Origin of the sequence: Actinomyces lilanjuaniae (genome assembly GCF_003606385.1) — a bacterium.
Lineage (GTDB): Bacteria > Actinomycetota > Actinomycetes > Actinomycetales > Actinomycetaceae > Actinomyces > Actinomyces lilanjuaniae.
Map to the genome: position 1 here is coordinate 1,919,526 of NZ_CP032514.1, position 13,037 is coordinate 1,932,562.

General features: G+C 68.6%; 11 protein-coding genes and 2 pseudogenes. 7 read left to right on the top strand and 6 right to left on the bottom strand.

From position 1 onward, the window contains the following. The first annotated feature begins 5 nt into the window (after window positions 1–5). The 4 genes from D5R93_RS13575 (at window position 6) to D5R93_RS08220 (ending at window position 3,137) form a co-directional block, all read left to right on the top strand. On the top strand, window positions 6–1,004 hold the full coding sequence (locus D5R93_RS13575; protein WP_205570025.1) for a hypothetical protein: 999 nt from the start codon (window positions 6–8) through the stop codon (window positions 1,002–1,004). Further along, window positions 965–1,153: a hypothetical protein gene (locus tag D5R93_RS13580; protein ID WP_205570026.1), complete on the top strand. Its 189-nt coding sequence runs from the start codon at window positions 965–967 to the stop codon at window positions 1,151–1,153. Before D5R93_RS13575 ends, D5R93_RS13580 begins: the two co-directional genes overlap by 40 nt. After that, window positions 1,150–1,710: a hypothetical protein gene (locus tag D5R93_RS13585; protein WP_205570027.1), complete on the top strand. Its 561-nt coding sequence runs from the start codon at window positions 1,150–1,152 to the stop codon at window positions 1,708–1,710. The genes D5R93_RS13580 and D5R93_RS13585 overlap by 4 nt, the downstream gene beginning before the upstream one ends. 263 nt (window positions 1,711–1,973) lie before the next feature. Then, window positions 1,974–3,137: an AAA family ATPase gene (locus tag D5R93_RS08220; RefSeq protein ID WP_120205953.1), complete on the top strand. Its 1,164-nt coding sequence runs from the start codon at window positions 1,974–1,976 to the stop codon at window positions 3,135–3,137. A 69-nt stretch (window positions 3,138–3,206) separates the two neighbouring features. Here the strand turns inward: D5R93_RS08220 and D5R93_RS08225 are convergent, their stop codons facing one another. Then, on the bottom strand, window positions 3,207–4,292 hold the full coding sequence (locus tag D5R93_RS08225) for a LacI family DNA-binding transcriptional regulator (RefSeq protein WP_205570028.1): 1,086 nt from the start codon (window positions 4,290–4,292) through the stop codon (window positions 3,207–3,209). A gap of 260 nt (window positions 4,293–4,552) precedes the next feature. Between D5R93_RS08225 and D5R93_RS08230 the strand changes: the two genes are divergently transcribed. The 3 genes from D5R93_RS08230 to D5R93_RS08240 are packed head-to-tail and all read left to right on the top strand — an operon-like array spanning window position 4,553 to window position 8,259. Further along, window positions 4,553–6,070 (top strand): sugar ABC transporter ATP-binding protein, encoded by a 1,518-nt coding sequence (locus D5R93_RS08230; RefSeq protein ID WP_120204708.1) that lies wholly within the window; start codon window positions 4,553–4,555, stop codon window positions 6,068–6,070. Beyond that, the gene (locus D5R93_RS08235; RefSeq protein ID WP_119836052.1) at window positions 6,067–7,050 is read left to right on the top strand and encodes an ABC transporter permease; all 984 of its coding nucleotides are present in this window, start codon (window positions 6,067–6,069) and stop codon (window positions 7,048–7,050) included. Before D5R93_RS08230 ends, D5R93_RS08235 begins: the two co-directional genes overlap by 4 nt. A gap of 39 nt (window positions 7,051–7,089) precedes the next feature. Next, window positions 7,090–8,259 carry a substrate-binding domain-containing protein gene (locus D5R93_RS08240; protein ID WP_120204710.1) on the top strand — a complete coding sequence of 390 codons (1,170 nt, stop codon included), beginning with the start codon at window positions 7,090–7,092 and terminating at the stop codon, window positions 8,257–8,259. 36 nt (window positions 8,260–8,295) lie between these two features. Here the strand turns inward: D5R93_RS08240 and proB are convergent. The 5 genes and pseudogenes from proB to D5R93_RS08265 form a co-directional block, all read right to left on the bottom strand. Beyond that, a pseudogene (gene proB / locus D5R93_RS08245) lies at window positions 8,296–9,388 on the bottom strand (glutamate 5-kinase). A 56-nt stretch (window positions 9,389–9,444) separates the two neighbouring features. Continuing rightward, window positions 9,445–11,036: pseudogene (gene obgE / locus D5R93_RS08250) on the bottom strand (GTPase ObgE). A gap of 130 nt (window positions 11,037–11,166) precedes the next feature. Next, complete coding sequence (gene rpmA / locus D5R93_RS08255; protein WP_119836055.1) at window positions 11,167–11,424, bottom strand: 50S ribosomal protein L27; 258 nt, start codon at window positions 11,422–11,424, stop codon at window positions 11,167–11,169. 61 nt (window positions 11,425–11,485) lie between these two features. Continuing rightward, window positions 11,486–11,794: a 50S ribosomal protein L21 gene (rplU, locus tag D5R93_RS08260; protein ID WP_119836056.1), complete on the bottom strand. Its 309-nt coding sequence runs from the start codon at window positions 11,792–11,794 to the stop codon at window positions 11,486–11,488. Between the two features lie 254 nt (window positions 11,795–12,048). Then, window positions 12,049–12,990 (bottom strand): sugar-binding transcriptional regulator, encoded by a 942-nt coding sequence (locus tag D5R93_RS08265; RefSeq protein WP_120204712.1) that lies wholly within the window; start codon window positions 12,988–12,990, stop codon window positions 12,049–12,051. Window positions 12,991–13,037: the final 47 nt, after the last annotated feature.

Consider the following 13,037-nt stretch of genomic DNA (forward strand, 5'->3'; position numbering starts at 1 on the left):
CCACGATGGCACCAGAGACGGGACGGGCACGCCAGACGAGCCAGGCAGCCCAGGACACCCAGGACGCCCGACACGCGCCCGGAGGAGACCGCAAGGAAGCATCGCGCAGGAGGCCACCTGCGGCCGCCCTGACGGGCACACGCCTTCTCCTGCGCACCTCCCTGCGCCACGACGGCCGCCTCCTGGTCCCGTGGATCCTCATCGTGACGCTGCTGTCGGCCTCCTCCCCGCTCCTCTACCCGCTAATCTTCGACACCCAGCAGGAGCGGGCGACCCTGGCAGCGACGATCGGCGCCAACCCTGCGCTCGGCCTGATCTTCGGTCCGGCGCACGACCTCCTGAGCACCGACGGCTTCAACGCCTGGCGCTCCCTGACACTGGGAGGTTTTATCACGGCCATGTCCGCGGTCCTGGCTGTCGTGCGCGCCACCCGCGGCCAGGAGGACTCCGGCCAGGCCGAGCTGCTCGCCTCGGGGGTGATGGGGCGCGGCGCCAGGCTTGCGACCGGGGTGCTCATGGCATCCACCGGCGCACTAGCGACCGGCATCGTCGCAGCCGTGGTGACCGTGGCCTGCGGGGGCGGGTGGGGCAGCACCGCGCTGCTGTGCGCCACCTTCACCACGACAGGACTGATGTTCGCCGGGGTCGCCGCCCTGGCCTCCCAAGTGGCTGCGGACCGCCGTATGGCCTCCACGATCTCCCTGGGCACCCTGGGGTTCCTCTTTGCCCTGAGGGGCCTGGCCTACTCCCTGGAAACACCATCGTGGACCCTGTGGGCCAACCCGCTGGGCTGGATGACCCAGACCGAGCCCGTGGTGTCGAACAACTGGTGGCCGCTGCTGCCAGCGCTGCTCCTGGCCACGGTCCTGGTGCTGGTCGCCTTCCTCCTCCAGGATCGCCGCGACTTCGCGCAGGGACTTCTCAGCCCACCACCAGGTCCCGCTGACGGGCAGGTACACGGGCCGTGGGCTCTCACCTGGCGGCTCAACCGGGGCTGCTGCTGACCTGGCTGGTCGTCTCCCTCGCCCTGGGCACGGTCTTCGGCTACTTCACCACCTCGATCGACGACCTCCTCGGATCCAACGAGGCCGTCCAGGGGTCCTCGCCTCAGGCGCCACGACCCAGGACGACCTGGTCTCCGCCTTCCTGGTGACGATCCTGAGCCTGGTGGGCATTATCTGCTCGGTCTCCGGAATCCAGATCATGCTGAGGATCCGCTCCGAGGAGGTCGAGGACCGCGTCGAGCCGCTGATCGCGACGTCCCTGAGCCGGGGACGCTACTACCTCAGCGGGCTCGTCTCGGCTCTGACTGCCTCGACCCTCCTGGTCACGGTCGCCGGGACCATGCTGGCAATCGTGTCGTCAGTCGCAGACGCCGGGATCGGCTTCACCAGCACGATCATCCAGGTCGCGGCAACGCTGCCCGCCGTGTGGGCGGTCGTGGCCGTGTCCGTCATGGTCGTCGGAGCCCGACCAGCGCTCAGCATCGCTGCCTGGGCCGGGGTGCTGGCCTCCTTCGGCCTGACCCTGCTGGGCCCCACCTTCAACCTGCCGGGGTGGGCGCTGGGGATCAGCCCCTTCTACCACGTGCCTGCGGTGACGGATGCGGACGCGACGCTGACTGGCCTGGCGGTGGTGGCATCCGTGGCCTGCGCACTCACCCTGGCCGGGTGGGTCAGCTTCCAGCGCCGCGACCTGGCACGCGAGTAGCTGCACCACCCCTGGCCCAGCCCTCCGCCACGCAGCCGACACCAGGGCCAGCCAGGGCAACCAGCCGAGATATGAAACCTGGGACCCTGGGAGGAGTCATGGAGCCGGCGGCGGGAACCCGCTCACGGGGCCACGCTGCCGCCGTCACACCACTGTCCAGCACACATGAAGAGGACAGTCATGAGGGGGATAGTATGTGGGACTACCCACAGGAGAGGCTCTGCTGCCGGCAGGGCGGTTGAGACGTGATGGGAGGCGTGCGGATGAGAATCACCCAGGTGTCCGCTAGCAACTGGAGGAACTTCAAGTCCCTCGACCTCCAGCTTGACCGGCGTCTCTTTGTCGTCGGGCCCAACGCGGCAGGAAAGTCGAACCTGCTCGACCTGTTCCGCTTCCTCGGCGACATCGCCAGACCCGGGGGCGGCCTGGCCAGCGCGGTCGGCGGACGTGGCGGGCTCAGCCGGGTCCGCAGCCTGTTCGCACGCAACTACCACAGAGGTCGGCTCATTGTGGACGTCCACCTGGAGGAGGGTGGTACCACCTGGCACTACCGGCTGTCCGTCAAGGGACAGTCGGGAGACCTCAACCGTCCGGTCGTGGACGAGGAGCTCGTCGAGCGTGACGGCACCCCGCTGCTCCAGCGCCCGACCTCTGAGGATCTAGACGACCCGGAGCGGCTGACCCAGACGCACCTGGAGCAGATCGGGGCCAACCAGGACTTCAGGAGTATCGCGGAGTACGTCAGCAAGGTCCAGTACTTTCACCTGGTCCCCCAGGTCATCCGCGACCCCTCCAGGAGCGGCTTGGACAGGGACGACCCCTTCGGCGGCGACTTTATCGCCCAGATGAACGCAACACCTCCACGGACCCGTGACGCCTGGATGCGGCGGATGCAGGCCGCCCTCCAGGCCGCCGTCCCAGAGTTCGAGTCCCTGGCAATCGAGGTAGACTCTGCAGGCAGGCCCCACCTGCGCGCAGGCTACCGCAACTGGCGCTCCACGCCGTCAACTCAGTACGAGACCGAGTTCTCCGACGGCACCCTGCGGCTCATCGGTCTGCTGTGGACCGTGATCAAGGCGCCCAGCGGCGCTGGGACCCTCCTTCTTGAGGAGCCTGAGCTCTCCCTCAACTCTGCCATCGTCCGCCTGCTTCCCTCAGTACTGGCAGCAGCCCAGCGCTCCAGCGACCTTCAGGTGGTCCTGTCCACCCACGCCCCCGAGATCCTTGACGACGAAGGCGTCCTCCCCGAGGAAGTCCTCGTGCTCAGGGTCACCGACGACGGGACGCGGGCAGACCTCCTCTCCTCGCTTCCCGAGGCAGTGGACGACATCAGCCTGGGGCTGCCCCTGTCCGACGTCGTCAGTGGCCTGACCGAGCCGCAGGATCTTGACAGCCTGCTGAAGGCGGCACGGGGCAGGCGCTCATGACAGATCCACCTCCTGTCTGAGATGCGGGACTACCTCTTGGAGGTCCAGGGAGGCTGAGACCCCGACACATCACTGAGGCCACGCCCCTGAGGTACCAGGAGGCGGGATCTCCCCGCTGCCGCGGCAGACCAGCTCGGTGGGCACCACGAGGTGCTCTGGCTCGCCCTGGTCCCCGTCCAGCCGGGAGAACAGGCGCCGAGCGGCAAGACTGCCCATGGTCCTGGGGTCCTGGCGCACCACGGTCAGGGCGGGGGCCAGCATGTCCGCCAGGGGAAGGTCGTCAAAGCCGACGTGCGCCACGACCTCACGCAGCCCGAGGCGCCTCAGCGCGTGCAGCGCGCCCTCGGTGAGGAGGTTCTGCCCGCTGAACACTGCCGTAGGCGGATCCGGCGAGGTCATGACGCCCCACAGCGCCCGCTCAGCCGCCTCGGCACCAACCAGCCCTGACACGACCAGCGCCCCGGACTCCTCAGTGCGTGTCTCTCGAAACGCGTCAAGGAACCCCTGGCGCCGCGCGAGCGCGGTGGCAACGTTGAGCCTCTCGGTGAGCAGGACGATCCTGCGGTGTCCCTGGCCCAGAAGATGACGCGTGGCACGCTCGGCGGCGCTGGTGGTGTCGCTGGTGACGCAGTCCGCCACGAGTCCGCGCGGAGCCCTGTCCACGAACACGATCGGTACCCCCATGTGCAGCACGCGCTCCAGGGCGGCTCCGTCAACGGTGGTGGTGTTGACGATGATCCCGTCCACGTGCCGTCTGATCGAGTCCTCGACGGCGGCGACCTCGCGCTGGGGCTCCTCATCAAGGCTGGAGGCCAGGACAGCCACGTCGTGCTCGCGGGCGACGTCCTCCACGCCACGGTGGAGCTCTCCCGCGAACGGATTGTCCACACTGGCCACGAGCAGGGCTATGGTCCTCGTCGCCCCGCCCGGGCGGCGGAGGCTACCGGCACGGATGTCCACGTGGTAGTCGAGCTCCTGCACAGCGTCCCAGACCCGGCGCGCGGTATCCGCAGCCACGTTCGGCTCCCCGTTAACAACCCTGGAGACGGTCTTGGTGCCGACTCCCGCCAACCTGGCAACCTGCTTCATGGTGGGGCGGCTCCGCTGCCCACCTGCTGCGACCGCCGACCGCAGCAGCACAGAGTCCTCACTCACTCCCCCAGCCTACTTGACCGCTCACGACCCTTGACATATCGTTGTGGCTGTCTGATTGACATCGTTGTCAACCAGACAGGGCGCCGATCTTACGCACTCCGCTCTGTCACCACGAAGCCACACGCCTCTTCTCACCGCCGTCGCCCTCCTCAGACGGGCCGTCGGCTGGCACCCAGCCTGTCCACCTGCCCGGTCCCGGTCCTCACCGTCTGGCGCCTCCAGGCACAGCCGGGTACCCACAGCCAAGCAACGGAGCACACATGCCACCTCAACTACCCCCTCCCCGTCTCCGACTCCGCGATGTATCCAAGTCCTTCCCAGGGGTCCAGGCCCTGAGCAAGATCACCTTCGACCTCCTTCCCGGAGAGGTCCACGCCCTGGTCGGCGAGAACGGCGCGGGCAAGTCCACCCTGGTCAAGGTCCTCACCGGGATCTATCCCGACTTCGAGGGACGCTACGACTATGACGGAGCTCCCGCTCACTTCCGCTCCGTCCGGGACGCGCAGCACGCCGGGATCTCGATCGTCCACCAAGAGCTGAACATGATGGCTGACCTCACCGTGGCCCAGAACATCTTCATCGGGCGGGAGTCCTCCTCCCCGCTGGTATCGGACCGTCACCTCAACCGCAGGGCGCAGGCCCTCATCGACGAGTACGACATCGGAGTCTCGCCTTCCGCCCTCCTGCGCGACCTGAGCGTCTCCAAGGCCCAGCTCGTCGAGATCGCGCGCGCCCTGTCCTTCCCGGCCACGAAGGTCCTCATCCTGGACGAGCCGACCGCCGCCCTGACAGACAGCGAGAGCGCCGACCTTCTCCAGCGGGTCGACCGACTGCGCGCGCAGGGGGTGTCAGTCATCTACATCTCCCACCGCATGCACGAGGTCATGACGGTTGCCGACCGCATTACCGTGCTGCGTGACGGAGCCAGTGTCGGGACGCTACCAGCCTCCGAGTCCTCTCAGGAGGAGATCATCGAGCTCATGGTGGGCCGTCAGGTCGTCAACGCCCCCAAGAAGCGCTCCACGGTGCCGCAGGACGCCACAGTCGTCCTAGAGACCAGGAACCTCTCCTCCCGAGACGTCCACGGCGTCTCCTTCACCCTGCGCGCCGGGGAGGTACTCGGCTTCGCGGGGCTGGTCGGCGCCGGGCGCACTGAGACCATGCGGATCGTGGCCGGGGCCGACCGGGCGTCCTCGGGCAGCATACGGGTGCACAACCGCCGCGTCACCTTCCGGCACCCCAGGGACGCGATCAAGGTCGGCATCGCCTACCTGTCCGAGGACCGCAAGCGCTACGGCCTCGTCACCGGCCTCTCCGTCGCAGAGAACACCTCTCTGGCCTCCTACGACGCGCTGTGCACCGGTCCTGTCGTCCACGAACGGACGGTCCAGGCCTGCGCACGCAGGTATATCGACACGCTACGGATCAAGACGCCCTCACCCCGACAGCTGGTCCGCAACCTCTCAGGCGGCAACCAGCAAAAGGTGGTGCTGGCCAAGTGGCTCCTGCGCGACGTCGAGATCCTCATCTTCGACGAGCCGACACGCGGCATCGATATCGGAGCCCGCGCTGAGATCTACCAGCTGATGCGCGACCTCGTGGAGGAGGGCAGGTCCATCCTCCTGGTCTCCTCGGACCTCGACGAGATCCTCCACCTGTCTGACCGCGTCGTCGTCATGCGCGAAGGACGCAAGACCGGCGAGCTTGACATCTCCGAGGCAACCCCTGTCTCCGTCATGGAGCTGGCGACCAGGCAGAGGGAAGGACACCCCGCATGACCACCGATACCACCACCCGAGGACCCGCCAGGACCCTGCCGATGCAGCAGATCATGGCACTGGCGGCCCTCGCCGTCCTCTACGCGTTCTTCGCCGTCTTTGGCAACCACTTCCTGTCACCCAGCACCCTGGTCTCGATCCTCGACTCCTCCTACTACATCGGCTTCCTGGCCATCGGCATGACCTTTGTCATTATCACCGCGGGCATTGACCTGTCCTCGGGGACAGTCATGGTGGGTGCGGCACTGGTAGGAGGAGTGGCGTACAACGTGTGGGGTCTACCGATCCTGGTCTCGCTTCTAGTCGTCCTGGCCACCGGCGTCGCCTTCGGCGTCGCCAACGGTGTCCTTGTCGGCTTCCTGCGCCTGCCTCCGTTCATCGCCACCCTGGGGATGCAGTTCGCCTCGCTGGGCCTGTGCGCCGTCATCGCCCAGGTCCAGACCCAGACCTACCCGAGCCTGTCCTCCGACGACGGCTGGTTCAAGACGGTCCTGTACAGGACGGGTGACCTTCCGGTCGGCGTCCTGTGGCTAGCCGCCTTCTTCTCCATGGCATGGTTCATCCTCTCGCGCACCAAGCTGGGGCGCTACACCTACGCCATCGGGTCCAACGAGGAGGCAGCCGAGCTGTCCGGCGTCATCGTGTCGCGGTGGAAGTTCTGGGTCTACGTCCTCAACGGGTTCTTCTGCGGCCTGGCCGGGGTCATCTACGCGGCGACCTTCTCCTCCATCACCCCGCAGACCGGCAACGGCCAGGAGATGTACGCCATCGCCGCCTGCGTGATCGGCGGCACCTCCCTGGCCGGAGGAGTCGGCTCCCTGTGGGGCACGATCATCGGCGTCTTCGTCATCAGCGTCCTCAAGACCGGCCTGCTGTCCATGGGCCTGCCGGTGCAGTGGCAGCAGGTGCTCATCGGCGTCGTGGTGGTGCTCGCCGTCCTGCTCGACGTCGTGCGCAGCAGACGCGCCCGACGCTCCTGACACCCCCTGACCCGCCTCCGCAACCGTGAAAGGACCACCATGAACCCCGCCGTGAACCCCACCACCCTCACGACCCGCACAGCACCCGCCGCTCCCGTGCCAGACGGGGCTCCTGCGCCCGCACGCCGGGCCGTGCTGGCAGCCACCCTGGCGGCCGCCGGCGCCCTGACACTGGCCGCCTGCTCCCAGGGATCCGGCTCGAACGCGACGATGAAGGTCATCATCATCGCAAAGAGCTACCAGAACCAGTTCTACCAGGCTGCCTTCAGGGGAGCCCAGGACGCCGCGGACGAGCTCAACGTACAGCTGGAGACCAACGGCCCCGACGCAGAGTCCAACGTCTCCCAGCAGGTTGAGCAGCTCTCGGCCGCTGTCAACCAGGGACCTGCGGCTATCGCCCTGGCCGCCTGCCAGCCCGACGCCGTCCAGGACGCCCTGGTCAGTGCCAGAAGCCGGGACATACCGGTCATCGGGTTTGACTCCGGCGTTCCCGACGACGCCTCCGGAGCAGTCGTGGCCACAGCCACCACTGACAACACCGTGGCGGGCGGCAACGTGGCCACCAACCTGGCCCAGGACAAGAGCCTGGTCTCCGCAGTGACCTCCGCGACCGCGGACTCGCCCGCCGTCATCGGTGTCCTCGCCCAGGACTCGACCTCAGGCTCCATCGTCCAGCGTGTCGACGGCTTCGTGGACACGCTCGTCACCGAGCTGGAGGCGCTGGACGGCCTGGCCGGGGCGGTGGACGTCTCCGGACAGCAGCGGTGGACCCAGGCCTCCTCCGAGCCCGCCAGGGTGAGGATCGTGGTCACGGTCCCACCAACCACCAGCCAGGCGGACATCCAGTCCGCAGCGACCTCCGTCCTGTCCACCACCGGGCTCGTCGCCCTGTTCGCCGCCAACCAGGACGCGGTCAACGGCGTCATCTCAGCGACCGGCGACGCCACCGCCCTCGACCGCTCCAGCGGTACCTACAAGGACCTGCTCGTCGTGGGCTTCGACGCAGGAAGGTCTCAGAAGGACGCTGTCAGCTCCGGCGCCTTCCTGGGGTCAGTCACCCAGGACCCGTACCAGATGGGCTACCAGGCCGTCACCCTGGCGGTCAGGGCAGCCAACGGCGAGACGGTCCAGGACGTGGACACCGGCTCCCACTGGTACACCGCCTCGAACATTGACGACACGGAGATCTCGGAGCTGCTCTATGACTGAGCACCGGCTCAGGCACAGGATCGGCGCAAGGAAGGCTCACTCCCCCGCCGTGCGGGGCAACTCGGCCAGGTCGTCGCGGTGGACCACCGGGGCCACGTGGTCGGGTGCAGGCCTACCCTGCGCCCGGGCACGGAGGACCTCCGTCAGCTCTGCGGAGGCGTAGCGGCAGATCCCCCGGGCGAGCGTGCGCCCAGGCCCGACCACCTCCACCACGGCCCCGGACTCGAACTCCCCGTCGACCCCGGTGACCCCCGGCAGCAGGAGGGACTTCTTGCCGGAGGTGATGGCCCGGGCCGCACCGTCGTCGATGAGGAGCCGTCCCTCAGGCTGGGAGGCGTGGGCCATCCACAGGCGGCGGCTGGGGCGTCGCGGACCGGTGGGGGCGAACCAGGTGCCCATGTCTGCAGGGACGTCCTGTCCTCCCAGGAGGAGGGGAGCGTCGTCGGCGCCGGCGATGAGGACCGCTGTCCCCGAGGCGCAGGAGATCGTCGCCGCCTGGACCTTGGTCACCATGCCCCCCGTGCCCACGGCCGAGCCCCGACCGGACACGTTGAGGTCTGCCAGGTCGGCGGCGGAGCCCACGTAGCGCACCGGGACCGCCCGGCGGTTCCCGGAGGCGCCGTCCACAGGCCGTCCACGTCGGTGAGCAGGACCAGCACGTCGGCGCTGACCAGGTGGGCCACCAGCGCTGCCAGGTGGTCGTTGTCACCGAGGCTGAACTCCGTAGTGGCCACGGCGTCGTTCTCGTTGACGACGGGGACCGCCCCCAGGGACAGCAGCGCGTCAAAGGTCGCCCGAACGGTGCGGTAGTGGCTGCGTACCGCAACGTCCTGGGCGGTCAGCAGCACCTGAGCGGTCACCACCCCGTAGGCGCTCATGGCGCTCTGCCACCGGGCTACGAGGTTTCCTTGCCCCACCGAGGCCGCCGCCTGCAGCAGACGCAGCTCCCCGGGCCGCCTCTCCAGCCCCAGGGGACGAGGCCTGCGGCAACCGCGCCGGAGGACACCAGGACGACGTCGTGCCCACGGTCGCGCAGCCTGGCGATCAGTCCGGCGATGATGTCGATGCGGTTGAGGTCCAGCCCGCCGTCGACCCGGGTCAGGGAGGAGGAGCCGACCTTAAGGACGATCCGGGCGCCGGGGGGCAGCGCGGCAGGCCGTTGCCCCGGCACCGGAGCCCTGCGGCTCACTGCGTCTCCTCCCAGACCGAGGCATCCGTCCACAGGCCCTCGGCGGCCTCCTGGCGTAGCTCGGCACGGGCCGCCTCCTTGGCGTCCATCATCTCGTGGTAGTGACGACGACGCTCCGCGTTAGTCCGCCGGTGCCCTTCCTGGAGGCGGGCGTCGGTGCCGCGTGCACCCAGCAGCTCAGGTCCTGTAGCCAGGGCCGGCTCCCAGGTGAAGAGCACACCTCGCTCCAGGTCACCGATGAGGACCGTGTCACCGGCGTGTGCCCCCGCCCTGACCAGCTCGTCCTCGACTCCGGCGGCCGCCAGGCGGTCAGCCAGGTAGCCTACCGCCTCGTCGTTGGTGAAGTCGGTCTGAAGGACCCACCTCTCCGGCTTGTCTCCCCGCACCTGGTAGACCTGTCCCTCCGAGGGGTGCTGGAGGGCAGAGACAACCGCTACTGGCTCCCTGTCCTTCCTACCAACCCCAGCGGGCCGGATGACCGGACGCTGGACAGGCTGGCCGTCATGGCCCACCCTGCCCGCCCTCCGGGAGGGAGCCTGTCCACGCGCCTGCTCCACCAGACCCGCCAGGGCGAAGGACAGAGGCCTCAGCCCGCGGTGCACGACGGCTGAGACCTCGAAGACCGGCACCCCCGGGCCTCGACGTCGCTGCGGACGAAGTCAGCCAGCTCTGCGGCCTCAGGAACATCGACCTTGTTGAGAACAACGACACGGGGGCGCTGTGGCAGCGGCAGGAGCCCCGTGAGGGCCGGATCTGACTCCTGGCTGCCCAGCCGGTCCGCGTAGGCCGCCAGCTCGGCCTCGATCGTGTCCATGTCGCTGAGCGGGTCACGGCCCGGCTCCAGGGTGGCGCAGTCCAGGACGTGGACGATGACGGCGCAGCGCTCGATGTGGCGCAGGAAGTCCAGACCCAGGCCCCTACCCCGGGAGGCTCCGGGGATGAGGCCCGGGACGTCGGCGACCGTGTAGCGGCTGGCGCCCGCCTCGACCACCCCAAGGTTGGGCACCAGGGTGGTGAAGGGATAGTCGGCGATCTTAGGGCGGGCGGCGCTCATCGCGGCGATGAGGGAGGACTTGCCCGCACTCGGGTAGCCCACCAGTGCCACGTCGGCGACGGTCTTGAGCTCCAGGACCACGTCGAGGGCCTGGCCCGGTTCACCCAGGAGGTGGAAGCCAGGGGCCTTCCTCCTCTTCGAGGCCAGGGAGAAGTTGCCACGCCCGCCCGTCCCACCGCGGGCGACTACCACCGAGCAGGGGTGTCCCACCAGGTCAGCCAGGACCTGGCCGTCAACGTCCTTGACTACCGTACCCTCCGGGACGGGCAGGACCAGGTCCTGCCCGTCGACGCCTCGGCGCCAGCTACCCATCCCCGGGGTACCGCTGGAGGCACGTCGATGCGGTCGGCGGTGGTAGGCCAGCAGGGTTGACACCGAGGGGTCCGTGGTGATGACGACGTCGCCTCCGTGCCCCCCGTCCCCGCCGTCAGGGCCGGCCAGGGGCTTGAACTTCTCACGGTGCACCGAGGTACAGCCGTGGCCGCCGTCCCCGCCGGCTACGTGAAGAACCACTCGGTCGATGAAGCTGGGCATAGAGCCTCCCCCAGGAGCGACAGGTGCGGCGGACAGGTGGCAGGTACCCGTGCGGGCCTGCCCAGACAGGACGGGGGCAAACGGTATGAACCGTTCGCCCCCGTTCCGACGTATGACGGTGCCGCGCGGCTCAGGCCTCGGGAAGGACGACGTTCACAACGCGACGGCCCCGGAAGGTGCCGAACTCGACACTGCCGGCAGCGGTGGCGAACAGCGTGTCGTCGTTACCGCGGCCCACGTTGCGGCCAGGGTGGAAGTGGGTGCCGCGCTGGCGGACGAGGATCTCCCCAGCCTTGACGACCTGGCCCCCGAACCGCTTGACGCCCAGGCGCTGGGCGTTGGAGTCACGGCCGTTACGGGAGGAGCCAAGACCCTTCTTGTGTGCCATGTCAGGATTCTCTCTCTCGATCGTGTGCGTCCAGGCGCCCCTTGAGGGGCGTGCAGGAGGGTCAGTCGATAGACGTGACCTTGACCGCCGTCAGCCTGGCCCGGTGGCCCTGGCGCCTGCGGTAGCCGGTCTTGTTCTTGAACTTGAGGATGTTGATCTTGGGGCCCTTCCGCTCACCGAGGATCTCAGCGGTGACAGAGCTGTGGGCCAAGTCAGCGGCACCAGTCGTCACCTTGTCCCCGTCCACCACCATCAGCGGAGCGAGGGTGACCCGGTCACCCACCTCGCCAACGAGCTTGTCAACAACCACGACGTCGCCGACGGAGACCTTCTCCTGACGGCCACCAGCCTTGACGATCGCGTAGACCACTTGTTTGCTCTTCCTGTCGCGTCTTGAGGCACCCACCGGCACGGACCACACTGGTAGCAGCCATCGCGCCGGTCTCCCGGGCATGGTGCACGATGCACCGGCTGACAACTTTAGGTGATCCGTCTTCCGGGACCAACCGCGCCAGGACCGTCAGACCTGTGTTCTTGGGCACGAAGCCAGGGAGACCGCCCCGGGAAGCGGCGCGCGGGGCAGCCTCCCGCCACCACTTCCGTAACCAGGTTCCCGACGCCGCGCTACCGGTCGCCAAGAACGGCTGCGGCGGTGGCCTCGTCGGTAACGAGTCCGGAGAGGTACCCTCCCCGCAGCACCGCTCGGATCGCCTCCACCTTGTGCCAACCGTGTGCCACCCCGATGACCAGTGGAACCTCCCGCAGCCGGTCCGGCTCCAGGCAGACGGTACGTCGGCACACAGGGGTGCGGACGTGTGCCCCGCGAGCGTCGATGTGGTGCCCGCAGATATGGGCCACCGCACCTGCCCGCGCGCACTGCTCGACAAGCTCTGGAGTCATCCACCTGCGTAGGATCGGGCTGACCGCTCCTTTCTCCACGGCCCCCACCCCGGTCAGAGCCACGTCGCTTCGGGCCGCCAGCTCCAGGGTGATGACCACCTGCTCCTCCCGGCGCATCGCGTCCGCGGCCTGGACGGTGTCAAACACGAGCGGGACCGGCAGCGCCTGATGGCTGCCCCCCAGCCGCATCGCCATGTCCCGGCAGATGTCGGGTCCGTCCTCCAGCCCGCTGGACTGCCCGACCAGTCCCAGCATCTGCACCACCAGGCTGCGCGGCCAGGAGCGCTGGGGGAGCGAGCGCACCACCGACCCGACCTCACGACCGTTGGAGACCGCAATGACCGAGGTCGGTCGGCAGTGCTCCAGGAGCAGCTGCGCCGCCTGGGCGCCCAGCTGGTCCCCTGCCTGCTCCGTCACCCGCACCGCGCGCAGGCCGTAGGCGGACACCAGCCGGTCCTCGATCTCAGTGAGTCGCTCGATCGGATGGGACACCTGCACCGTCACCACACCTGTCCGGCGCGCCTGGGCCAGGAGCCGGGAGACCGTGGAGCGTGAGTAGCCGGTACGCCTGGCTACCTCCGCCTGGTCCGCCCCCTCCTCCCAGTACATCCGCGACACCTCCAGGAGCAGCCGGATCCGGTTCCGGTCAACACCTGCTGCGCACATATTCCCATATTATCCCACGACAGCAGCCCGACACGCCCTGTCGCGAA

What these genes read in the sequence shown, in the direction of transcription:
- D5R93_RS13575 (WP_205570025.1), top strand. Translation starts at nt 6, where the DNA reads ATGGCACCAGAGACGGGACGGGCACGCCAGACGAGCCAGGCAGCCCAG.
- D5R93_RS08220 (WP_120205953.1), top strand. Translation starts at nt 1,974, where the DNA reads ATGAGAATCACCCAGGTGTCCGCTAGCAACTGGAGGAACTTCAAGTCC.
- D5R93_RS08230 (WP_120204708.1), top strand. Translation starts at nt 4,553, where the DNA reads ATGCCACCTCAACTACCCCCTCCCCGTCTCCGACTCCGCGATGTATCC.
- D5R93_RS08235 (WP_119836052.1), top strand. Translation starts at nt 6,067, where the DNA reads ATGACCACCGATACCACCACCCGAGGACCCGCCAGGACCCTGCCGATG.
- D5R93_RS08240 (WP_120204710.1), top strand. Translation starts at nt 7,090, where the DNA reads ATGAACCCCGCCGTGAACCCCACCACCCTCACGACCCGCACAGCACCC.
- rpmA (WP_119836055.1), bottom strand. Translation starts at nt 11,424, where the DNA reads ATGGCACACAAGAAGGGTCTTGGCTCCTCCCGTAACGGCCGTGACTCC.
- D5R93_RS08265 (WP_120204712.1), bottom strand. Translation starts at nt 12,990, where the DNA reads ATGTGCGCAGCAGGTGTTGACCGGAACCGGATCCGGCTGCTCCTGGAG.